Annotated in this window: 19 protein-coding genes; 12 read left to right on the top strand and 7 right to left on the bottom strand. The window is 53.6% G+C overall.

Annotated features, from left to right (window positions below):
* The first annotated feature begins 93 nt into the window (after positions 1-93).
* The 4 genes from R70331_RS21630 to R70331_RS21615 are packed head-to-tail and all read left to right on the top strand — an operon-like array spanning position 94 to position 6,200.
* Entirely contained in the window at positions 94-1,239 is a 1,146-nt protein-coding gene (locus R70331_RS21630) for a DUF2264 domain-containing protein (RefSeq protein WP_042178985.1), read from the top strand.
* A gap of 57 nt (positions 1,240-1,296) precedes the next feature.
* A complete protein-coding gene (locus tag R70331_RS21625) occupies positions 1,297-3,111 on the top strand; it encodes a heparinase II/III family protein (RefSeq protein ID WP_042178983.1) in 1,815 nt (604 codons plus the stop codon).
* A gap of 38 nt (positions 3,112-3,149) precedes the next feature.
* Positions 3,150-4,286 carry a glycoside hydrolase family 88 protein gene (locus R70331_RS21620; protein ID WP_042178981.1) on the top strand — a complete coding sequence of 379 codons (1,137 nt, stop codon included), beginning with the start codon at positions 3,150-3,152 and terminating at the stop codon, positions 4,284-4,286.
* 12 nt (positions 4,287-4,298) lie between these two features.
* Positions 4,299-6,200 (top strand): DUF2264 domain-containing protein, encoded by a 1,902-nt coding sequence (locus R70331_RS21615; protein WP_042178979.1) that lies wholly within the window; start codon positions 4,299-4,301, stop codon positions 6,198-6,200.
* A gap of 66 nt (positions 6,201-6,266) precedes the next feature.
* On the opposite strand, the gene R70331_RS21610 is transcribed toward R70331_RS21615, so the two are convergent.
* Positions 6,267-7,136: a helix-turn-helix domain-containing protein gene (locus tag R70331_RS21610; RefSeq protein ID WP_042178976.1), complete on the bottom strand. Its 870-nt coding sequence runs from the start codon at positions 7,134-7,136 to the stop codon at positions 6,267-6,269.
* Between the two features lie 299 nt (positions 7,137-7,435).
* On the opposite strand from R70331_RS21610, the gene R70331_RS21605 reads away from it, so the two are divergent.
* Genes R70331_RS21605 through R70331_RS21570 form a run of 8 tightly spaced genes read left to right on the top strand, consistent with a single transcriptional unit; the run spans position 7,436 to position 13,725 of the window.
* Positions 7,436-8,395: a glutathione S-transferase family protein gene (locus R70331_RS21605; RefSeq protein WP_042178974.1), complete on the top strand. Its 960-nt coding sequence runs from the start codon at positions 7,436-7,438 to the stop codon at positions 8,393-8,395.
* 14 nt (positions 8,396-8,409) lie between these two features.
* Positions 8,410-8,847 (top strand): GNAT family N-acetyltransferase, encoded by a 438-nt coding sequence (locus R70331_RS21600; RefSeq protein ID WP_042178972.1) that lies wholly within the window; start codon positions 8,410-8,412, stop codon positions 8,845-8,847.
* Positions 8,848-8,863: 16 nt separating this feature from the next.
* Positions 8,864-9,841, top strand: coding sequence for a glutathione S-transferase family protein (locus tag R70331_RS21595; RefSeq protein WP_042178970.1), 978 nt, complete (start codon positions 8,864-8,866; stop codon positions 9,839-9,841).
* A 34-nt stretch (positions 9,842-9,875) separates the two neighbouring features.
* Complete coding sequence (locus R70331_RS21590; protein ID WP_042178967.1) at positions 9,876-10,880, top strand: glutathione S-transferase C-terminal domain-containing protein; 1,005 nt, start codon at positions 9,876-9,878, stop codon at positions 10,878-10,880.
* Positions 10,881-10,904: 24 nt separating this feature from the next.
* Positions 10,905-11,780, top strand: a complete 876-nt coding sequence (locus tag R70331_RS21585) for a transporter substrate-binding domain-containing protein (RefSeq protein ID WP_197071356.1) — start codon at positions 10,905-10,907, stop codon at positions 11,778-11,780.
* A 12-nt stretch (positions 11,781-11,792) separates the two neighbouring features.
* On the top strand, positions 11,793-12,533 hold the full coding sequence (locus R70331_RS21580; RefSeq protein WP_042178963.1) for an amino acid ABC transporter permease: 741 nt from the start codon (positions 11,793-11,795) through the stop codon (positions 12,531-12,533).
* Complete coding sequence (locus tag R70331_RS21575; RefSeq protein WP_042178961.1) at positions 12,526-13,284, top strand: amino acid ABC transporter ATP-binding protein; 759 nt, start codon at positions 12,526-12,528, stop codon at positions 13,282-13,284. Before R70331_RS21580 ends, R70331_RS21575 begins: the two co-directional genes overlap by 8 nt.
* A 15-nt stretch (positions 13,285-13,299) precedes the next feature.
* Positions 13,300-13,725 (top strand): GNAT family N-acetyltransferase, encoded by a 426-nt coding sequence (locus R70331_RS21570; RefSeq protein WP_042178959.1) that lies wholly within the window; start codon positions 13,300-13,302, stop codon positions 13,723-13,725.
* Positions 13,726-13,831: 106 nt separating this feature from the next.
* Here R70331_RS21570 and R70331_RS21565 read toward each other — a convergent pair whose 3' ends face one another.
* From R70331_RS21565 to R70331_RS21540, 6 genes are all read right to left on the bottom strand, one after another.
* Entirely contained in the window at positions 13,832-15,385 is a 1,554-nt protein-coding gene (locus R70331_RS21565; RefSeq protein WP_231576329.1) for an ABC transporter substrate-binding protein, read from the bottom strand.
* A gap of 94 nt (positions 15,386-15,479) precedes the next feature.
* Positions 15,480-16,436 carry a carbohydrate ABC transporter permease gene (locus tag R70331_RS21560; protein WP_042178956.1) on the bottom strand — a complete coding sequence of 319 codons (957 nt, stop codon included), beginning with the start codon at positions 16,434-16,436 and terminating at the stop codon, positions 15,480-15,482.
* Positions 16,437-16,478: 42 nt separating this feature from the next.
* Positions 16,479-17,456 carry an ABC transporter permease gene (locus R70331_RS21555; protein WP_042178954.1) on the bottom strand — a complete coding sequence of 326 codons (978 nt, stop codon included), beginning with the start codon at positions 17,454-17,456 and terminating at the stop codon, positions 16,479-16,481.
* 247 nt (positions 17,457-17,703) lie between these two features.
* Positions 17,704-19,311: a helix-turn-helix domain-containing protein gene (locus tag R70331_RS21550; protein WP_042178951.1), complete on the bottom strand. Its 1,608-nt coding sequence runs from the start codon at positions 19,309-19,311 to the stop codon at positions 17,704-17,706.
* The gene (locus R70331_RS30640) at positions 19,286-21,124 is read right to left on the bottom strand and encodes a sensor histidine kinase (protein WP_052419153.1); all 1,839 of its coding nucleotides are present in this window, start codon (positions 21,122-21,124) and stop codon (positions 19,286-19,288) included. Before R70331_RS30640 ends, R70331_RS21550 begins: the two co-directional genes overlap by 26 nt.
* 130 nt (positions 21,125-21,254) lie before the next feature.
* Positions 21,255-22,118 (bottom strand): P-loop NTPase family protein, encoded by an 864-nt coding sequence (locus R70331_RS21540; protein WP_042178949.1) that lies wholly within the window; start codon positions 22,116-22,118, stop codon positions 21,255-21,257.
* Positions 22,119-22,125 lie beyond the last annotated feature (7 nt).

Raw genomic sequence — 22,125 nt, 5'->3', positions numbered from 1 at the left:
ACGCAATAAAACCTTATTAATCGCAAAGACATTGCAATAACTCAACAGTAAACTATAAAGGTAGATTGTGCAAATGAAAGGAAGAGCGCTTACATGCATATTAAGGAGCAGCGTAAATATTGGCTTGATACCTTACTGCTGATCGGTCATCCGGTACTGGATGCCTTGAGCCGCAGACGTCTAAAAGAAGAGCTTCCTACTGAATTTCACGCTGACCGGAGTCAGTTTGCCCATCTGGAGGCTTTTGCCCGGCTGGCCTGCGGGATGGCTCCATGGCTGGAGCTTGAGGGGCTGGAGGGTGAAGAGGAGCAGCTTAGAGCCCGCTATGCCGGCCTGATGCTGGAAGCCATTGATGCCGGTACCGACCCGGCTTCCCCGGATTATATGAACTTTAAGACTGAAGGCCAGCCGCTGGTGGACGCCGCTTTTCTGGCCCATGCGCTGGTACGGGCGCCGAAGCAGCTCGCGGGACGTTTGGACGGCCGGGTCAAGGCTAATGTAATTACCGCGTTAAAAGAAACAAGGCGCACCGCGCCCAGCGGCAGCAACTGGATTCTGTTCAGCGCCATGGTGGAAGCTGCCCTCTACATTCTGGGCGATCCGGATTATGACCGGATGCGTGTAGGCTATGCGGTCCATATGTTTATGGATTGGTACAAAGGCGACGGCGTGTACGGGGACGGTAAGGATTTCCACTGGGATTACTATAACAGCTTTGTCATTCAGCCGATGCTGGCGGATGTAGTTGCGGTGTTTGAGCAGGACTCTGCGCAGTATGCTGCGTTGAAGCCGGTCATTATGGAGCGGGCCCGGAGGTACGCTGCCGTACTGGAAAAGATGATTGCCCCGGATGGAACCTATCCGTTCACCGGGCGGTCGATTGTGTACCGTTTCGGCGCTTTTCAGCTGCTGTCGCAGGCTGCGCTGCAGCATTTTCTGGAGGATGCGCTGCCTCCGCAGCAGGTACGCTGCGCCCTGACAGCGGTTATCAGACGGACGATGGATTTCCCGGGAAATTTGGACGGGGAAGGCTGGCTGCGGCCGGGAGTATACGGCTATCAGCCGGATCTTGCCGAAAGCTACATTAATACAGGCAGCCTCTACTTATGTGCCTCTGTATTTCTGCCGCTCGGCCTGCTGCCCTCCGATCCCTTCTGGGCGGAGGACGACATGAAATGGACCTCTGCGAAGATTGCTGACGGTGAGAATGTAATGAGGGATCAGGCAATCGGTAAATAATGCCGGTAGCAGACAATGGTTCAGACACAGCTTAACCGTCTGATGGAGGAGGAGCACATGAGCAAGCAGGAGCTTTTCGAAAGAGTACTTCAGTTTAAGTCTGCAGATCTAGATTGTTATTATCCCGGAAGCAATCAGGAAACGTTCTGGAGAACAGCGGCATCTGCCGGTCATCTTGAGCAGGACATTGCAGAAATCCGTGCAGAAGGGGAGCGGCTGGGAAGCCAGCCCATTCCTGAGCTGACTCCTGAGCTGTTCTCGGTCTTTGCACGCACCGGCTCACGACTTGAATATGAACGGGTGTATTTTGAACGGAGAAGAAGGCTTAACACCTATGTATTCCTGGCACTCCTGGAGCCGGACTGCATACAGCATCTGCAGTATGCGGAAGAAATGCTCCTGGCGGTATGCGGCGAATACACCTGGTGCCTGCCGGCCCACGTTCCCGGAGGGCATGAAGCCGCGGAGATTAACCGTTATATTGACCTCTTCTCGGCCGAGACCGGTTTTACGCTGAGTGAAATTTCGCTATTGCTGGGGGAACGGCTTCCGCTGCAGCTCCGGCTGCGGATCAGACAGGAAACGGAAGACAGGCTGTTCCGGCCTTTTCTCGAACATGGGCCCTATGACTGGGAGACTGCCCGGCACAACTGGGCAGCGGTCTGCGCCGGCTCCATCGGCGCCGCTGCAATGCTATCTATAGAAGATCCGCAGCTGCTGGCAGACATTCTGTATAAGACAGAAAACAGCATGCACTGTTATCTGGAAGGCTTCGGGGAGGACGGTGCCTGCCTGGAAGGGCTGGGCTACTGGAATTACGGGTTCGGCTATTTCACTTACTACAGTGATCTGCTCCGTTCCCGCAGCGCAGGAGGCCTCGACTGGTTCAAGGTGCTCAAGGTTCAGCGGATCGCCCGCTTCCAGCAGCAGTGCTTCATTGACGGCAGCCTTACCGCCAATTTTTCCGATTCACTGCCCCGGGTGCATGTGCATATGGGATTATCCCATTACCTGGCCGGAGTATATCCAGGAGAGGTTGAAGGCCCTCCCGCAGAGCTGCGGGCTCCGTACACCGAGGATCACTGCAGCCGGTTCGCACCGGCGCTGCGCAATCTGATCTGGAAGCAGCCCGGCACCGGGCAGCAGGACTGGCCGGCAGCCAGCGCCTACCTTCCCGATGCCGCCTGGCTGCTGTCGCGGCATGTCTCGCCGGCTGGTACCTTTGGCTTCGCAGCCAAAGGCGGCCATAACAACGAGCCGCATAACCATAATGACCTCGGCCAGTTCATTCTGACCGGCCGAGGTGAGGTGTACGCTGCCGATCTGGGCAGCGGGGAATATACGGCCGGCTACTTCGGCGCCGGCCGTTATGGGTATGACTGCAACGGCTCCCAGGGTCATTCGGTGCCGGTCATTAACGGCCGGTATCAGCAGGCCGGCCGGGAGTTCAGTGCCGCTGTAGTGCACGCGGCAACGGACGGGGCGTCGGATGAGCTGACGCTTGACCTGACAGCCGCGTATGAGGCGGAGGGGCTGCAGTCACTCATCCGCACTCTTGTCTGGCATAAGGAACAGCTGCCCCGCCTGGAGCTGGCTGATGTATACCGTTATGAAGGAGCGCCGGCAAGCTGGACAGAACGCTTCATAACATGGCGGAAGCCGAAGGTAGTATCCTCCGGTGCGGTGCTGCTGCCGGGACAAGACGGCGGCGGAGTACAGGTGACATATGATCCGGCAGCAGTTGAACTGCAGATTAATGAGCATGTGAACCATGATCATTTCGGGCAGAAGCAGGTATGGCACAGTCTGGACTTTCTTGCTGTCCGGCCCGGCAGCGAAGGCAGCTATGCTTTTACCTTTCAATTTATATAGAAGAAACACAATCATTCAAGCAAAGGCGGGAACTTAAAATGAATAAGACAGCACAGCCTACATGGGTGGAAGCAGCCTGGACCAAAGCGCTGGAGAAGACCGTTACCAACAGCCGGAGTATCGGCTCTGAGTTCCCTCATGCCAGCCACGGCGGTAAATACGATCTGGCGGCACCCCACTGGTGGACAGCCGGCTTCTGGCCGGGCATGCTCTGGCAGCTCTATGCCGGGGGCGGCGGCGAGAGCCTGAAGTCGGTTGCCGAGGAGTGTGAGCAGCGGCTGGATCAGGTGCTTGACAGCTATGTCAAGCTGGATCATGACCTGGGCTTCATGTGGATATTGACCAGTATTGCGAACTTCAAGCTGACCGGTTCTGAGGTCTCGCGTACCCGGGCTTTGAAGGCGGCCAATTATCTGGCAGCACGCTTCAATCTGAAGGGCCGCTATATCCGGGCCTGGAATCCGTGGCGTGAAGGGGAAGACAACAGCGGGGTTGCCATTATCGACTGCTGCATGAACATGAGCCTGCTGTTCTGGGCGTCCGAGACGACCGGTGATCCGCGTTACAGGCATATCGCGGAAGCGCATATGGATACAGTGCTTGAGCATTTCATCCGGCCGGACGGCTCGGTCTATCATATTGTTGACTTCAATCCGCACACCGGTGAGGTTGCAGAAAAACGCGGCGGCCAGGGCTATGCGCCGGAATCTGCCTGGTCGCGCGGCACAGCCTGGGCAATCTACGGCCTGGCGCTGGCTTATCATCATACCGGCTTTGAACGATATCTGAACGCAGCCCAGCAGGTGGCGAATTTCTTCATCACCCGGCTGCCGGAGGATCATGTTCCGCATTGGGACTTCCGGGCTGCAGGTGTTACCGGAGACCTCCGCGATACCTCTGCCGGTTCGTGTGCAGCGAGCGGAATGCTGCTGCTGGCCGGTCAGGTAAACGCTGCGGAATCGCATGTATACCGGAATGCTGCCCTGAAAATACTGGAGTCGCTTTACAGCAACTACGGCACCTGGGACAATCCGGAGGAGCAGGGGCTGCTGCTGCACGGCACAGGCAACTACCCGGAGAACGGGAACATCGATGTCCCGCTCATTTACGGTGACTTCTTCTACGTAGAGGCACTGGCCCGGGTGAAGGAAGCCGGACCGTTCTACTGGGAATAGGGGAGAATAAGGATGACAATGGAACAGAGACCTGCGGCTTCGGCTGCAATACAGGACAATCCGCTTATCACCCGTCAGGATCTGGTACAGGCGCTTGAGCAGCTTACCGCTCCGCTGCAGCCCTTGTATAGTCCGGGGGGAGCACGCCTCAGGGCCGGAAAGACAGGAGCCAGCTATCCGTCAGCCGTAGCGCAGATGGAAGGCTTTTCCCGCGTGCTGTGGGGGCTGGTGCCGCTCCTGATGGGCGGCGGAAGCAGCCCGCTTCTGGATACCGTGCTGGATGGCATCCGGCATGGCACAGATCCTGCACATGACGAATATTGGGGGGATGTGGCTGATTACGACCAGCGGCTGGTAGAGATGGCGGTCTTCGGCTTCGCTCTGGCTGCGGTACCGGAACAGATCTGGATGCCGCTTGCTGCGCAGGAGCAGGATAAGCTGTACAGCTGGCTCAATCAGATCAACGCCCATCCCTGCTATGACTGCAACTGGCTGTTCTTCAATGTGCTGGTCAATGCCGGCTTCAAAAAGCTCGGGCTTGCCTATGACGCAGAGCAGCTGGAGACGAACCTGCAGCGGATGGATGCATTCTATCTGGGAGAAGGCTGGTACAGCGACGGGGTCAACGGGCACAGCGATTACTATGTACCGTTTGCCATCCATTATTACGGGCTGCTGTATGCGAAGCTGATGGAGCAGGAGGACCCGGAGCGTTCAGCACTGTTCAAGAAAAGAGCAGAGCTGTTCGCACCCCAGTTTATCAGCTGGTTCGCCCCGGACGGCTCCGCGCTGCCATACGGCCGCAGTCTGGCGTACCGTTTTGCCCAATCGGCCTTCTGGAGCGCATATGCTTATGCAGATGTAGAAGGCGGCTACCCCGCCGGAGTGGTTAAAGGGCTGGTGCTGCGCAATCTGCGCTGGTGGTTCAGCCAGGAGATTTTTGACCGGGACGGCGTGCTGACGATCGGCTACACCTATCCGAATCTGGTGATGGCAGAGAATTACAATGCGCCGGGATCACCGTATTGGGCGCTGAAGTCCTTTCTGCCGCTGGCGCTGGGCGAGGAGCACCCGTTCTGGAAGGAAGACGAGCTGCCGCTGCCGGAGCTTCCTGCAGTATCAGTCCAGCAGCCGGCGCATCTGGTTATGGTGCGTGAGGCAGGCCATGTGGCCGGCTTCAACAGCGGGCATTTGTATACGAATGAACATACTCATACCTCGGCCAAGTACGAGAAATTCGTGTACTCGACCGGCTTCGGGTTCAGCGTGCCCCGTGCGGAGTGGGGGTTGTCCCAGGGAGCTTTTGATTCCATGCTCGCCCTGAGTGAGAGCGGGGATAACCTGTACCGGGTCAGAAGGCGGAACCTGAAATCAGAGATTACGGACAATGTGCTTCACTGCGTATGGAAGCCGTGGTCTGATGTTGAAGTCCGCACCTGGATTGTCGCCGGACTCCCGTGGCATATCCGGGTGCACCGGATTGCAGCGGGACGGGCGCTGGACATTGCGGAAGGCGGCTTTGCCCTTGGCCAGGAGGCACAGCGCGGGCAATTTATCAGCCCCGCAGGCGCAGCTGCATGCACGGCCTGGGGAGCTACAGCGATTAAAGGACTGCTCGGATATGCCGGCCCCGCAGGTAAGGCAGAGCTGATTATGCCGAATGCGAACACGAACCTCCTGCGGCCGCGCACCGTGCTGCCTACCTTGACGGCATCACTTGAGCCGGGGGTGCATTGGCTGGTGTCAGCGGTCTATGGTGATCCGGAAGCCAATCCCTCTATGGATAGCTGGAGCCGCCAGGCAGCTGCTATTCTGGAGCAGCAGCCGGAGTCCAGGCTTAATGTAGGCATTGAGCAGCAGACAATCACGGTACTAACGGCTGATAGTCACAACATTCTTATCCGTATGGACTAAGCTTTATATTTCTGGTAAAAGGGCTGTCCCGCGCCATAACATGGCGCGGGACAGCCCTTTTTGCCGCTACAAATGTTTAGACAGAGTATTGAGGGAGGCATCCATCAGATCGGCAGGTCCGGTCGTCCCCTTGATCACATACTTCTTGGGTGTGGTCAGGCTGAACTCCTTGAACTCTTTTATGAAATGATTCTGATCGAAATAGCCCAGTTCAAAGATTTGCTCCAGCGTTTTCTTATAATCCTTCATCTCCAGCAGCTCCAGTACATGCTGAAAGCGGATAATGCGGCTGAACAGCTTCGGAGAGGCTCCGATATACCGCTCAAAAGACTTGATCATATAACGGCTGGAGTACCCGGTATCCTTCGACAGGTCATTAACATGCAAGGTGCCGCGGCTGCAGATAATCTGATCAGTCAGATATGCGATCAGGCGCGGGACTTCCAGCTGAGGCCCTATGTAAGTCTGATAAAAGCCCTCAAAGGCGCGGACCCGCTCATGAAAGGTCTTCCTTAGGGCCACCCGTTCCAGCAACTCTGCTGCATTGGGAATGACATCCCCGACGGGGATTTCCAGCTCACTGAATTCTCCAATAGGGTAGCGGAAGAAATGCTCTGCATAGCCCGGCAGAAACCGGATAACAAAGTACTCGCACTCCGAACGGACGAAAAATCCCTGTCTGCCCTTGAACAAGGTACCGCAAATATTGGCTGACGGGGCGTCCGGATAGCAGCAAATTACGAGGCTCATGCAGCCCTCGGGAATGACAAACATTTGATTGACGTTTAGGTTGTCCATATAGAAGCCGTAGAATTGAATACCGCCGCCGAAGGAATCGGTTAAGGAGGGCAGATATTCGGAATAGGACTTGAGCGTCTTTTCAAAGGCTGGCTGGAAGGGACGGTAGAGTATGGATGGCCTTGTTGGCAATAGCATATAAGAAACCTCCTTTTCTCTCAAAACCTATTTAGCCAATATGAATTATAAGTATTAAAAGAGATATTCACATTAAAACGAGTAGCGGCGCTCAAGTCAAGCAACGAAAATGTGAACGGAGGTTCCGATTTTTACTATAAGTGGACTACTTATCAATCTATAATCAAATAAACCGATGGGCTTGGTCGGATATATTGAGGGGTTGCAGCCAATCCATACGGGATTTATCCGCTCGGGCCTGAATAAGAGGAATTCACAGCCCCCCACGGGCGGGCGTATTTAAAAGGAGGGTATTCCAGATGAGCAATACAACAGAGACACCGGCAGAAATTGCCGATAATGGTTCATTTGTAAGACAGACTAACCGGTTCTCCGCTTCCTTCGGGGATCATCCCGGCGGGCTTCCGGTGGAACCGGGCCGGTACCGGCTGATCTGGTCGGCAGCCTGCCCGTGGGCGCACCGTGCAGTAATCGTGCGGCGGCTGCTGGGTCTCGAAGAGGCTATCAGCCTGGGCACTGCTGATCCGCTGCGGCCTGATCTTCCGCACCCGGATTGGGCGTTCACTCTGGATGAAGACGGTAAAGACCCGGTGCTGGGCATCCGCTATCTGAGTGAAGCCTACCATGCGGCTGACCCGGATTACCGCGGGCGTCCCACAGTGCCGGCAATTGTGGAGACTGCAACCGGCAAGGTGGTACATAACGATTATTTTAAGCTGACCAATGATCTGGAGACGGCGTGGGCTCCGCTGCATAAGCAGGGCGCACCGGATCTCTATCCGCTGCATTTGCGTGCGGAGATTGATGAGCTGAACGGGCAGATTTTTCACGATGTGAATAATGGCGTCTATAAGGCCGGCTTTGCCCGCTCGCAGGAAGCCTACGAAGCAGCCTATCATACCTTATTCGCACGGCTTGATGAACTAGAGGAACGTCTGTCCAAAGGCCGTTATCTGTTCGGGGACCAGCTGACAGATGCGGATGTCCGGCTGTATACCACTCTGGCCCGTTTTGATATTGCCTATTACACCGCCTTCCGTGCGAACCGGCAGCGGCTGGCTGATTACAATCATCTATGGGCATATGCCAGAGATTTGTATCAGACTCCGGGCTTTGGAGATACAACGGATTTTACAGCGATCAAGCAGCATTATCATTTATCTATACTGATAGCGGCTGAAGGGTCCAACCCTTACCGGATCTTGCCCAAAGGGCCGGACCTGAACCAGTGGAATACTCCCCATGGACGCCATAGCTGAAGGGAGGGGAAGGGATGACGGCAATATACAGAGTAGATACAGTCTGGCAATTGGCCGGTGTCTATGAGGTCAGGAATAAAACCTTTGTGCAAGAGCAAGGGATACCCAGGCATTTGGAGTTTGATGAAACGTACGGCGTGCAGTATTACTATCTGTTACTGGAGGAGAATGAGACGGCGGTTGCTACAGCGCGTATCAATCTGGCACATGAGGCGTACGCCAAAATTGAAAGAGTCGGTGTCATTCCTGAATACCAGCACAAGGGCTACGGCCGGATTCTTATTGAGGCGGCGGAGCGCTGGATCAGCGAGCTGGGCATACACAAAATTGTGATTACGAGCCAGCAGCGGGCCTTGGGCTTTTATGAAAGCCTGGGATATACGGCAAGGCCTGATATCGAGCTGAAATCATCCTCTATCCCGGTTGTCTATACTGAAAAAATACTTCACTGAAAAGAGGTAGGAACCTATGCCGCAAGAGAAAACCGTCCTGAATACCCGGGTTGTGAACCATGAGAACGCACATGAGATTACCAAAGACGGAGCGTTTAACCGTCAAAAGAACCGTTTTGCCACCCCTTTTGGCGATCAGCCGGGCGAGCTGCCCGTCGAAGCGGGACGATACCGCCTATTATGGGCAAAAATCTGCCCCTGGGCACACCGTGCGGTCATTGTCCGTGAGCTGCTGGGCTTGCAGAACGTGATCAGTCTGGGCACTGCCAGTCCGGTGCGCACGGAGAACGGCTGGGAATTCTCGCTAGACGAAGGCGGTGTAGATCCTGTGCTGGGCATCCGTTATCTGCCGGAGATTTATGCAGCGACCGATCCGCATTACAACGGGCGGGCAACAGTACCAACGGTGGCCGATGTAATTACGGGAAAGGTTGTGAACAACGACTATTTCCGGCTGACGAACTATTTTGAAACAGCCTTCAAGCCTTTTCATAAGGAGGGTGCGCCTGACCTTTATCCGGAAGAGCTGCGCGCAAGAATCGACGAGTTCAATGACCTCCTGTTCCATGAGGTTAACAACGGGGTATACAAGGCCGGTTTTGCCCATTCCCAGGCAGCCTACGAGCAGGCCTATGATGTGTTATTTGCCAGACTGGATCAGCTGGAAGAGAGACTGTCGGGGCAGCGGTATCTGTTCGGCAGCTCGATCACCGATTCCGATGTCCGTTTCTACGTCACCCTGGTACGTTTTGATGCTGCCTATTATTCCGTCTTCCGAACGAACCGTAACCGGATCATAGATTTCCCGAACATCTGGAACTATGCAAAGGATCTCTATCAAACCCCCGGCTTCGGGGATACAACAGACTTTGACTCTATCAAAAGAGGCTACCAGCTGGGCAATCATGCAGACAATCCGAATCAGCTGCTGGCCAAAGGCCCGGATGTGTCGGTCTGGAACCAGCCGCATAACAGAGACAGGGTATTTGGCTAAACAAACCCTAAATTGAACTAAGGAGGAATATTCAATGACTACTAACAACGTGCGTGTCCGTCCCAAGGAGACCGAGCATGAGATTAATGAGCAGGGCTATTTTGTGCGGCAAAATAATCATTTCACCACCCCCTTCGGCGAAGGGGAGGGCAAGCTGCCGGCCGTTGCAGGACGCTACCGCCTGATCTGGGCCAAGGGCTGCCACTGGTCGAACCGGGCCTCCATTGTCAGAGAGCTGCTTGGTCTAGAGGATGCGATTAGCATTAATCTGGTGGGCCGCGGCAAGCATGAGCAGAATCTGGGCTGGGAGTTTGTGTATGACGAAGGCCAGAAGGACCCGGTGCTGGGCGTGCAGTTCCTCAGTGAACTGTATGCCAAAGCCGACCCGGAGTATAAGGGCAGACCAACCGTTCCGGCTGTAATTGATGTAGCCACGGGCAAGGTGGTCAATAACGACTACGTCTGGCTGACTAATTATCTGGAGCATGAATTTGCCCCGTTTCATAAGGCAGGCGCCCCGGATTTATATCCGGAGGAGCTGAGAGCGGACATCGATAAGTACAATGATTATCTGTTCGACAATGTGAACAACGGAGTCTACAAGGCGATGTTTGCCCAGTCCATTGAAGCTTACAACGATGCTTTTGAGCATTTGTATGCCGCGCTGGATCTGATAGAGGAACGTCTGGCGGACAGCCGCTTTTTATTCGGCGATTATGTCACTGACTCCGATGTGCGTCTGTTTGTCACACTGGCCCGGTTCGATACCTACTATTTCAGGAATCTCGGTCCGCTGCGGGGCCGCATAGTCGACTTCAAGAACATCTGGGGGTATGCGCGTGACCTGTACGCAATCCCGGCGTTCAAGAACAATACCTATCTGCGGGACTTGGCAAAAGCAAACGGCGATAAATCAGTGATTTTCATAGACTATAATACACGCTTCTGGGATCAGATTGATTATGAGGGCCTGTGGTCGCAGCCGCATACCAGACAAGAGCTCAGCAGTGACCCGGAGCAGAAATTCAAACTAAAATAACAGATCATTAGGGGGATTATACAGATGAAGACATGGAGAAAGCTTGGACTAGGAATTACGGCGGCAGTGCTGCTGGCAGCGATTGTGGCCTGCGGAAATAACACAAATTCCGGGGCGGCGGCTAATTCAGGAGCAGCTGCGGACAAATCTTCGGCAAACAACGGGAAAATTACAGTTAATATTGCGACAGGCGGCGCACCTAAACCGTTCTCCTATGTGAATGACAAGAACGAGCTTGACGGATATGATATTCAGGTTGTCAAAGCGATTTTTGAAGGACTGCCGCAATATGAAGTGAAGCTGGAAAAAACCGAATTTCCGTCCATCTTCGCCGGCCTGGACTCCGACCGTTATCAGATCGGCGCGAATAACTTTGCCAGCAATGCGGAGAGAAGGGAGAAGTATAATTACTCCGATCCGATTTTCAAAAACCAGTTCGTGATTGCCGTTGCGGAGGACCGCGGGGATATTAATTCCTTTGCCGATCTGGAAGGGAAAACTACCGAGGTCAGCCCGAGTGTAAACTATACCGTTGCCCTGGAGAACTATAACAAGTCAACCGCCAAGACGCCGGTTAATCTGAAGTACACTGATGCTGAAATGGCCGTGACTCTGCAGAATGTGGAGAGCGGTGTGAGTGACTTCAACCTGATCGATGCGGCGATGCTGCAGCTGTACATTAAGGAGTTCGGACTGAAGCTGAAGGCGATTCCGCTCTCCCAGGAGGATACTGACCGGATCGGGGTTCCTTACAGCTACCTTATTCTCAGCAAGGGCGGGAACAGTGACCAGCTGCTGCAGGATGTTAACGGACGGATCAAGGCGCTGATTGAGGACGGTACGGTTTCGAAGCTTAGTGAAGCGTATCTGAACGGCGATTTTGCCCCTGAAGTGCAATAACGGGACAGCGCGATGCCAAATATCTTTGATGTTGAGCTGGTCTTTACCCTCATACCGAAGCTGCTGGTTTATCTGCCGGTTACCCTTCAGCTTACGGCCGTTTCCATGCTGGCGGGGCTCCTTCTGGGGCTGCTGCTGGCACTCATTAAGATGAAAAAAATTCCCATGCTGTACCAGCTGAGCGCAGTGTTCATTTCTTTTATCCGGGGAACGCCGATTCTGGTCCAGCTGTATCTGTCCTATGCCGGGATTCCGCTTATTTTGAAATACTACAATTATTATCATGAAACCGGCTATAACGTGAATTCCATTCCCTCGATCTTCTATGTGCTGCTTGCCCTCTCACTGAACGAGGCGGCCTACAGCTCTGAATTTATCCGGGCTGCCCTGCAGTCTGTGGACAAAGGACAGATCGAAGCCGCACATTCACTGGGCATGACGTACCCGCAGGTGCTGAGACGGATTATTCTGCCAGAGGCATTTATCGTGGCCCTTCCTACGCTCGGCAATGCCTTGATCGGCCTGATGAAGGGGACCTCGCTCGCCTTTGTCTGCTCCGTGGTGGAAATTACTGCACAGTCGAGGATACTGGCCGGGAATAACCTGCGGTTCTTCGAATCCTACTGCTCGCTGGCCCTGATCTACTGGGGCTTGACGATTATTATTGAGCAGGCGATAGCGCTGCTTGAGAAGCGGCTGGATATTGATTTTAAAAGCCTCCGCAAACGTAAGGGGGATGTGATCCTTGATTGAGATCCGCGGGTTAACGAAATCTTTTCATCAGCATAAGGTCCTGGATCATATCGATCTTAGCATTCAAAAAGGGGATGTAGTCGCCATAATCGGCTCTTCCGGCGCCGGCAAATCTACGCTGCTGCGGTCCGTCAATCTGCTGGAGGTGCCGGATGAGGGGACGATCAGAGTGGATAAGCTACAGGTCGATTTTGCCAAAAAAAGCAAGTCGGATATTCTGGCGCTGCGTAAAAGTACGGCGATGGTCTTTCAGCAATTCAATCTGTTCCGGCAGAAGACGGCGCTGGAGAATGTGATGGAGGGGCTGCTTGTTGTCCGCAAAATTCCTAAGGAGGAAGCGCGGAGGACGGCTGAACTGCACCTGGCGAGAGTTGGCCTGGCGGACCGGATGCATCATTATCCCAAACAGCTGTCCGGCGGGCAGCAGCAGCGTGTCGGTATTGCGAGGGCGCTGGCCATGCAGCCGAAGATTCTGCTGTTCGATGAACCGACCTCGGCGCTTGATCCCGAGCTTGTCGGTGAGGTGCTGGATACGATTAGGAAGGCGGCGGAGGAAGGAAATACAATGCTGCTGGTCTCCCACGAAATGAGCTTTGTCCGCAAAGTAGCTACCCGGGTACTGTTTCTGGATCAAGGGGTGATAGTGGAGGACGGAACGCCGGAGGAAGTATTTTCGCATCCGAAATCGGAGCGGACCCGGCAGTTTCTCGCTAACTATTACCGTGATCAGGAACCGGAATTTACCATTTGATAAAGAGGGACTGCGATGACGTACACCTACCGGAAAGACAGGACTAATATCGACTGGACACAGGTCACCCGCCTGCTGAACGGCTTTGGCTTAACAGACTGTACACCGGAACAGACCGAGAGGGCCTTTGTGAATAGTGCAGTGAATGTATTTGTCTTCGACGGGGGTCAGCTAATCGGCTGTGGAAGGGCACTCTCGGACGGGATCTCGCAGGCGGCGGTGTATAATATTGCTGTAGACGAAGCCTACCATCACCAGGGGCTTGGAAAAAAGATTATCGCACTGATCCTTGAAGAGACGGCAGGCTGCAATGTTGTGCTCTATACGCATCCGGACACGGTCGGCTGGTATGAAGAGCAAGGGTTCCGAAGGATGAAGACGGGGCTTGCGCTGTACCATCCTGACCGGATCTCCAAGCTGGCGGGGATGGGGTTTATCTGAAATTTCAGCTACAAGTAAAAACCACAAGACAGCCCGGCGATTGTAACCGGCCGCTGTCTTGTGGTTTTTAACATACCTCTGTTTTTAAGCTTCAGGAAAAGATCGGTTATTTATCCGCCAGGAAGGCATCAAGCTGCTTCTGCTTCTCAGCCAGAATATCCTCAAGCCCGTTCTTCTTCTCCTTATCATACCATTCCTGTGCTTTTGCCGGATCGATAGAACCTGTCTCCAGCGCAGCAGCATACTGCTTCGAGATGTTGATCAGGATTGCCGCCTGCGATTTGACCGGCTCTACATTGAAGATGAACCCGAGGGCAGGGGATTGATGGGCGCTTGCGTTGAACGCTTTGGTCTGCTCCCATTTATCCGGATTTTCCGATTCGAAGGTATAGTTCAGGAACTGGTTGCCAAGCTCCCAGGCCACACCCGGATTGTAATCAGCGGATTTCGGGCCGGACTTAATTACGTTATCGGACACCTTCGTATAATGCTCTCCTTCGATGCCGAAGTTGATCAGGTTAATCAGGTACTTGTCGGAATGCAGCAGGTTGATGACCATCATGGCCCGGGCAGGATCTTCGGAGGTTGAGGAGATTGCCAGCATCGCACCTGCTGTTTCGCTGGTGGATACGGTGGCCGGTCCCAGCTCCAGCTGTTTGATCTTACCTTCAAGCCCTACAGAAATAGCGTATTCGTCAGCCCAGCCCGGCTTGAGCGAAGCGATAGCCATGAACACATTGCCGCTGCTCAGCGGATCGCCGACCGAGGTTGTTGCCGCATCTTTATTGATCAGGCCGGCTTCAAAAAATTTGCGTGTCAGCCCGATTTGGGCCATATAATCCTCATCTTCGAAACGGCTGATGACAGTTGTATCCTCGCCGTCCTTCCGCACCGCGCCGTCAATTGTATCATCCCCCAGAAAATCAAGCTGCGCCATGTAGTGGGTATTGAAGTTGGAGGTTTTTGACATGAACAGCGGGGTGAAGCCGGCGCCTTTCTTCTCCTTGACAGTCTGGAGAATCGGCTCAAGGTCAGCCACGGTTTTGGCATTGTTCAGCTGCTCGGTTAGGCCAAGCTCCTCGGCAATATCGCTGCGGTATAATACTCCGCCCTGGGCGGCCATTTCTTTATTCGTCGGAATTCCGTAGATCTTGCCCCCGACGGAGGAGCCTTCGAGAAAGGCCGTATCGAGCGAGCTGGTGATATCCTGTCCATACTCCCCGATCAGATCACCATATGTGCCGTCCGGATTATTCAGCGGGATAAATGCGCCTTTGGAGACATTGTTGGCATAACCGTTCCACTGGGCTGTAAATACAATATCCATCGGTTCACGGCTGGCAATCAGAAGCGGCATCTTTTCGTCATATTGTCCCCAGTCGAGTGTGCTGATTTTGACAGTGGCATTGATTTTAGGCTGCAGGTATTCGTTGATTTTAGCTTCGATGGCCAGCACATCCTTCTGCGCAGGGCCTTCCCACAGTAATTTCACTTCATAGGGCTTTAGTTCTGATGCAGCAGAGCTGCCGGAAGAGCCTGCTGCTGAGTTGCCTGCATTATTGCCGCCGCATGCGGCAAGCAGCATCGACATCATCAGCACAGCGGTCACGGGTGTCCATGCACGTTTGGAGCGGTTTTTGTTCATGTTAACCATTGTCATAGTGGTTGGCCTCCCCTTAATAACGGTATGTGCAGCTATATGCAACCGGCGGATACCGGATACAGCTCTTTCTATCCCGGAATGCTCACGGGGTTTATCCTTTTACGGCGCCGACAGTCAATCCTTCGATGAAGAAGCGCTGGAAGAACGGGTAAGCGAAAATAATCGGGCCGATGCCGACAACCGCCATAGCCATCCGGACCGTTTCGCTTGGCAGCTGATAATTCGGATTTTGCCGCATAATCGCCGCATAGGCGGTGGAGTTGGAGCTTAGGAACTGCATATCCTGCAGCGCCTTGTACATCCGGTACTGGATATTGATGTGGGTATCGTCGTTTATGAACAGCATGCTCAGATACCAGTCATTCCAGTAGTTCAGTGTACACAGCAGGCCTACGCTGGCGAGCACCGGCAGCGAGAGCGGCATGACGATCTGGGCGAAGATCCGCCATTCGCCGGCGCCGTCGATTTTACCGGATTCAATCAGCTCGGTCGGCACTGAATTGGTGAAGAACGTCCGCATCACGAGTACGAAGAAGCCTTGAACCAGATAAGGAATGATAAGAACGGCCAGCGTATTTTGCATATGCAGGTACTGGGTGTACATCATGTAGAACGGTACAAGGCCGGCGTTGAACAGGATGGTAAACACCATGATGAAGGAGAAAATGCCGCGCTGCTTGAAGTCCCGCCGGGAAATCGGGTAAGCGAACAGCGCCATAATAACAATGGAAAGGATGGTGCCGATGATTGTGACGAAAATAGAGATGCCGTAGGAACGGACAATACTGGACCAGTCATTCAGCAGGAAATCGTAGGCGGACAGGCTCAGCTTCCTGGGGAACAGGCTGTAGCCGTTCAGGAGCACTGTTTTTTCATCCGTAAAAGAAACAACGAGCACGAGCACGAAGGGGATGATACAGATGGCGGAATAGATCCAGAAGAAAATGTTGATCAGGGTATTTGCCGGTTTGGATATATCAGTCACCGAGGGTGCCTTGTCAACAGGCTTGCGATTGCGGTTAGGGTTCTTTGCTGTGAGAGTTCCCATATGAGGTAGCCTCCTGTTCTGTGTATTTAGCGTTCCGCTGGTTTAGTACAACGCGTCCTCCCGGCTGATTCTGCGGATAATCAGGTTGCTGACGAAGACAAGAATGAAGCCGACAACCGCCTGGTACAAGCCTGCGGCAGAAGACATTCCGAAATCACCCGTAACGATAAGGCCCTGATACACATAGGTGTCGATAACAAGCGTCGTATCGTACAGCGCGCCCGCATTGCGGGTCACCTGATAGAACAGTCCAAAGTCGGAGTAGAAAATACGGCCGATCTGCAGCATGGTCAGCACAATCACGACCGGACGGATCAGCGGCAGGGTGATGGACTGGATCTGGCGCCATTTGGAGGCACCGTCAATTGTGGCCGCCTCATAATATTCCTTGTCAATTCCGATAATCGCCGCCAGATAGAATACGGCATAGTAGCCAATGCCCTTCCAGGTATTCACGATCGGCAGAATATACGGCCAATATTTCGGATCCGAGTACCAGTCGAAAGATTGCCCGATGCCAAGCGCCGGCAGGACCGACTTGTTAAGCAGCCCGATTTCAGGGTTGAGAAAACCGTAGACAAGATAAGTGACGATGATCCAGGAAAGAAAGTACGGCAGGAACATCATCGTCTGATGAAACTTGGCAAGCTTGCGGCTGCGCATGGAATTAAATAATAGCGCGAGGGCCACGCCGATGATCAGATTCAGGAGGATGAATACAGCATTGTAAATGATTGTGTTCTTGGTGATATTCCAGGCATCGCTTGTGCTGAACAGGAAGCTGAAGTTTTTCCAGCCGATCCAGGGGCTCTGGAACACGCCAGTCTGGTAGTTGACGCTCTTGAAGGCAATGACGGAGCCTAGCATGGGCAGGTAATTGTTGATCAGCAGGAAGATCAGGGCGGGTGTCATCATCAGATAAAAGGCGCCGAATTTCCGCAAGTGTCCGACATTCTGCCTGCGGCGGATTTTACCGTCAGCGGGGAGAGGAAGCGGGGCAGCCTCGACAGATTGGTTCATTGTTCTCACGTTCCTTTCACAATCAGGATGCTTCTCTGTTGGCTTCATTATAGAGACATCAGGATGATCATTCTATCTACTCAGATGACATGAATAGCAAATATGTGACTTTTGCGGAAAAATACATTACATTTAATGAAACATGTATGTGATGAAATGAAAAAACGCAAAAAAGCCGCATAAAGCAGCGGTCCTTACAGGAAAGGAACGTGGCTCAATGCGGCTGATAGCTGGCGTTAGATGCAGGTTAAGGCTGGCGGTGGAGCCGCCTGTAATCCTGCGGCGTTAATCCGGTGAGCTTACGGAACAGCTTGGCAAAATAAGAGAAATGAACATAGCCGAGACCTTCAGCAATGCTGCTGATCTTGTCAGTTGATTCTACCAGCAGCTGTTTTGCCCGTTCAATACGCTGTTGTGTAATATATTCTGACAGTGACATGCCTGTCTCCTTGCGGAAGAGGCGTGACAAGTAAGCCGGATTACGGCCTACCAGCTCGGCAATTTCATCCCGGCTTAAATCCTTCTGCAGATGATCCTGGATATACTGATGGGCTTTGGCAATAACCGGTGAAGCGCTCCGCGTTATACCCGGGAAGGCGTCTGCAGTCTTAGATACTAGCCGTACCGCCCATTGCAGCAAATGCTGGGGCGAGCGGGTAGCCAGCGGATCGTTAAGCTCCTGTATGCCGGCCAGATCGTAGATGGACAGACCCTTGCGGCGGGCTGTCTGGTAGAACAGGTGCAGCAGCCCGTAGTAGATTTGCTCCAGTGTCTCCCGGCTGGCCGATTCCTCCTGCAGCTTCTTCACCGTCAGCTCAAGCAGCGGGACCAGCTCCTCCTGCCTGCCCTGTTCAAGCAGCTCGGCCCATTCACCGGGACTCGGCACTATGCCGAATTCACCTGGAGCTCCCGTGCTGCCGGTTTCGGCCGCATCTATAACCGACTGCGGGGAGGAAATATTGGTCCTCTCGGCCTGCAGCAGGCTGCCGATGGCCTCGGCCAGCTCCTCTACCGGAGCCGGCGCCCCGACATAGCAGGAGGCCTGGCAGTGGAATTTCCCGGAAGCGGCTATGAACCTGCGGCAGCGCTCAAGCAGCGCCTCGCGGTCCGGAAGCTGATCATTAGTGCAGTAGAGCAGAATCAGGTTCAGTTCATGACTGTCCTGAAACACGACTCCGCCCAAGGTTCCGATAATACTCTGCGCTGCCTCCTTGCGGAGGGCATACTCCATGATCGTCTCCTCCTGGGCGCTCATATCTTCCTTCCAGTGCTCGATACTCAGCAGTACAGGCAGGACATAATGGTCTGCAGTCAACGGAATGTTATACAGTGCAAACTGGCGGTTTAGCCGTTCCGGCTGATAAGGGATACGCCCGGCCAGCAGATCCTGCCAGAAGCGCTCAACCAGAACGGGGAGCTGCTTGTTCCACTGAAGCTGCTGCTCCTCCAGCAGCTTGCTGAAGGACTGGCGGATGCGCTGTTCAGCTATCTCTGTCAGGGCGCGGCTGACAATTTCCTTAAGCAGTCCGTGATCAATCGGCTTGAGCGCGTAATCGAAGCAGCCCAGCTGAAGTGCATCACGGGCGTATTCAAACCGGGCATGGCCGGTCAGGAATATCACCAGCGTGTGAGGGAAACGATCATGAATCCAGCGCAGCAGCTCAAGGCCGCCTGCCCCCGGCATCTCAATGTCGGAGATGACCAGATCAACCTGCTGCTGCTCCATCACTTGCTTCGCCGCTGTGACACTGCCGGCTTCAAGGATGGCAGAGAGCGGCAGACCGCTCCAGTCAATGCCCTGGGTAATCCCTTTGAGTGCATAGATTTCATCATCGACTACCAGCATCTGTACCATCGCCGTTGTCCTCCGTTTCCTGTTGTGTTATCCCGGTATGCATCTCCTGAAAGGTACCCTGCTGCTGAAACGGCAGCAGGACCTCAACGACAGCGCCGCCTTCTGGGCTGTTGCGGAACAGAAGGCCCGCCTGCTCCCCGTACATAATCCGGTACCGGCGCAGCACATTCCAGATGCCAAGGTGTCTCTCACCCATGCCATCCGCGAAGATTCCGCTATCCAGTGCTTCAAGCAGCGCGGGGGGAAAGCCCGGACCGTTATCAGAGATGAGAACCCGGATGTACGGAGCCGGAGCATCGGCAGCATCCTCGGAGCATATCAGTACACGGAAGGGCGTGCCATCCTGCTGCCTGCGGGTCAAGCCGTGCACAATGGCATTTTCCACAAAGGGCTGCAGCAGCAGCGGTGAAATATTCAGCTTCAGGTGCCCCGGCGGCATGTTGATCTCATAATCCAGCATGTCCACATAACGGAGCTTCTGAATCTCCAGATAATGGCGGATGTGGGCCAGCTCACTCTCCAGCGGAACGGTCGTCCTGTCGCCATGCATCAGAAAACGGAAGTAATCAGCCAGATGCAGCGACATTTTCTGTACCGACGCATAGTCCCTGAGTGCAGCCATGTTATAAATAATGTTGAGTGTATTCATGTAAAAGTGAGGGTTGATCTGCATTTGAAGATGTTTGTATTCGGCTTTCTGCACCCGCAGCTGCTCTTCATAGATATCAATTTTGAGCGCTTCAATCTGCCGGGCCATTTCGTTAAAGGTGGTTGTCATCAGCGAAAATTCCCTGGTGTCGGCAGCCTGTGCAGGCAGCCGCACATCAAGCATCCCGTAGCCGAGCTTTCGCATTCCGCCGATCAGACCGGTTAAAGGACGGAACAAAAAGCGCTGCAGATACAGGAGATAACCGCAAAGGGCCATGACGGAGAGCAGAGGGACCCAGTAATAAAGCATTTTTTGCAGCAGGGGCAGATTCTTGAGAATGTAGGACTCCGGGGTAACGACCACGTACAGGATGTCCGAATATTGCGATGCTTCCGTAAGCACAAGATAATTCCTGTTCTTCCACTGGAGGGTATCGGCGCCGGACTTCATATGCAGCACGGCTGTGCGGAAGTCGCTGTCCAGTCTGTCCGGAAGCTGAATGGAGGAGAGCAGGCCACCTCCGCCGTCCATAATAAAAACGGAGCCCTCAGGGCCGACATCAAGCGCGGCGAGCGTCTGGTTCAAGGTGTCTGTCCGGACAAGCGCGCCATCAAGCATCCCGAAGCCGATGTCAATAGCCTTGATCAGATAGGAATCACCGTCCTGCATCGTTACAGTCTCCCAGCGGTCACTCTGCAGCGGCTCGTTCGCGATAAATTCAGCGGAATAGGAGCTGAGCAGCAGATTCAGGGCATTGGATTTGTTAATGTTCTGTGTAGAATATAGCGGGTAGCTGCTTTCCTTGGTCAGATAGACGAAGAAGGTGTCCACCATCTTGTAGTAATTCGTATCAATCAAAAAACGGTTATACAGCCGTACCTTGGCGAGTGTATACTCCGGGTCGCTGACAGGCAGTGTTTTGAGGGAGAGCATTTCGGAATCATTGGCGGTGCCGAGCTGGATGAGAAAATTATAGGTGCTTTTCAGCAGCGCATCATTGGCATTGACCTCAGTGCGGATCAGACTGCCGTAATTAGCCGAAAGCTGGGCGCGTACAATGCGGGCGGCGTATAGATTGTTGTACATCAGGAACAGCACAAGCGGAGCCACAATGAGGAGAAATCCGAATACGATCCGAAAACGCATCGACCGCCAGTACCGCATCTGAACCCTCCTCCGTTAAAATGTTTTGCATACTAGAATAACGCAATGTCTGGAGTTTGCCAACAAAAAAGGACAGAGATGAAGGGAGAACCCTTAATCTTTGTCCTTGCAGTAAAGCGGATTTGCCGGATTAGTCAGGCTGATGTGCCGTGTTAAAGAATACATTCAGAATCTCCGAAACCCTCTGTCTATAACCTTCATTGTCAAAAGCAGAATTATCCGCCTTATGCTTGGCGATGGTCAGGCTGCTGTAAATTTCAGCTTCCAGCTGTTGGCGTGCTTTCAGTACCTGGAGCGTTCCTTCTATACCCGAATACTGGTGCCGCGCACCGTATCCCTGGTTTGTATAATACTCAAAGAATCCCTGTGACCATTCGATCGGGCGTTCCCGGACAGCCTTCTTAAAGGAGCGGTCAATATCATTCTGTGTAACGTAGATCAGCAGCGGCTGAAGCGGCTCTATAATGGCAGCGAGCTCTGTTACGTAGCTAGTGACAGTCTCCCTGTCAGCGCCATATTTAATCATTCCCGCCGTTACGGGATTCTGGATGAAGCAGCAGTCAAAAATATAGGTGTCCTGTCCATCCGCAGCCTCAGCAGCGAATTTCCTCCACTTTTCAGTAATGAGCTTTCTATTGTCATCGAGCGGAATCTCATAAATATCTTTTTGGACAATAGCCTTCAGCAGCTCATCCGGGAATTCCGTCCCAGCCTTCTGTTGGAGCTTGCGGTATTCCAGAAAGCAGCGGCCATCCTGGCGGATGATATGATCATTCAAGAAATCTTTATATTTATAAAAGCAGCTCTGCAGCTCTGCAAATTCATGCTCCTCAAAACAGGAAACCCCGTCATAGTCAGCAGGGTGATCCAAATTTCCTTCAAGAAATAGCCGGGCACTGATATTCTTTTCCTTCAGCAGCTCCTGGACCAGTGCAGCGGTTGTTGTTTTACCTGAGCCGGGCAGGCCTTCAATTAGAATTAATTTGGGTGTCATACTCAGA

The organism is Paenibacillus sp. FSL R7-0331 (assembly GCF_000758645.1).
GTDB classification, from domain to species: domain Bacteria; phylum Bacillota; class Bacilli; order Paenibacillales; family Paenibacillaceae; genus Paenibacillus_AQ; species Paenibacillus_AQ camerounensis.
This window is presented reverse-complemented; position numbering and strand designations above follow the sequence as displayed.

Excerpts from the sequence above, each read along its gene's own strand:
- R70331_RS21630 (WP_042178985.1), top strand. The coding sequence starts at position 94 with ATGCATATTAAGGAGCAGCGTAAATATTGGCTTGATACCTTACTGCTG.
- R70331_RS21625 (WP_042178983.1), top strand. The coding sequence starts at position 1,297 with ATGAGCAAGCAGGAGCTTTTCGAAAGAGTACTTCAGTTTAAGTCTGCA.
- R70331_RS21620 (WP_042178981.1), top strand. The coding sequence starts at position 3,150 with ATGAATAAGACAGCACAGCCTACATGGGTGGAAGCAGCCTGGACCAAA.
- R70331_RS21615 (WP_042178979.1), top strand. The coding sequence starts at position 4,299 with ATGACAATGGAACAGAGACCTGCGGCTTCGGCTGCAATACAGGACAAT.
- R70331_RS21610 (WP_042178976.1), bottom strand. The coding sequence starts at position 7,136 with ATGCTATTGCCAACAAGGCCATCCATACTCTACCGTCCCTTCCAGCCA.
- R70331_RS21605 (WP_042178974.1), top strand. The coding sequence starts at position 7,436 with ATGAGCAATACAACAGAGACACCGGCAGAAATTGCCGATAATGGTTCA.
- R70331_RS21600 (WP_042178972.1), top strand. The coding sequence starts at position 8,410 with ATGACGGCAATATACAGAGTAGATACAGTCTGGCAATTGGCCGGTGTC.
- R70331_RS21595 (WP_042178970.1), top strand. The coding sequence starts at position 8,864 with ATGCCGCAAGAGAAAACCGTCCTGAATACCCGGGTTGTGAACCATGAG.
- R70331_RS21590 (WP_042178967.1), top strand. The coding sequence starts at position 9,876 with ATGACTACTAACAACGTGCGTGTCCGTCCCAAGGAGACCGAGCATGAG.
- R70331_RS21585 (WP_197071356.1), top strand. The coding sequence starts at position 10,905 with ATGAAGACATGGAGAAAGCTTGGACTAGGAATTACGGCGGCAGTGCTG.
- R70331_RS21580 (WP_042178963.1), top strand. The coding sequence starts at position 11,793 with ATGCCAAATATCTTTGATGTTGAGCTGGTCTTTACCCTCATACCGAAG.
- R70331_RS21570 (WP_042178959.1), top strand. The coding sequence starts at position 13,300 with ATGACGTACACCTACCGGAAAGACAGGACTAATATCGACTGGACACAG.
- R70331_RS21565 (WP_231576329.1), bottom strand. The coding sequence starts at position 15,385 with ATGACAATGGTTAACATGAACAAAAACCGCTCCAAACGTGCATGGACA.
- R70331_RS21560 (WP_042178956.1), bottom strand. The coding sequence starts at position 16,436 with ATGGGAACTCTCACAGCAAAGAACCCTAACCGCAATCGCAAGCCTGTT.
- R70331_RS21555 (WP_042178954.1), bottom strand. The coding sequence starts at position 17,456 with ATGAACCAATCTGTCGAGGCTGCCCCGCTTCCTCTCCCCGCTGACGGT.
- R70331_RS21550 (WP_042178951.1), bottom strand. The coding sequence starts at position 19,311 with ATGGTACAGATGCTGGTAGTCGATGATGAAATCTATGCACTCAAAGGG.
- R70331_RS30640 (WP_052419153.1), bottom strand. The coding sequence starts at position 21,124 with ATGCGGTACTGGCGGTCGATGCGTTTTCGGATCGTATTCGGATTTCTC.
- R70331_RS21540 (WP_042178949.1), bottom strand. The coding sequence starts at position 22,118 with ATGACACCCAAATTAATTCTAATTGAAGGCCTGCCCGGCTCAGGTAAA.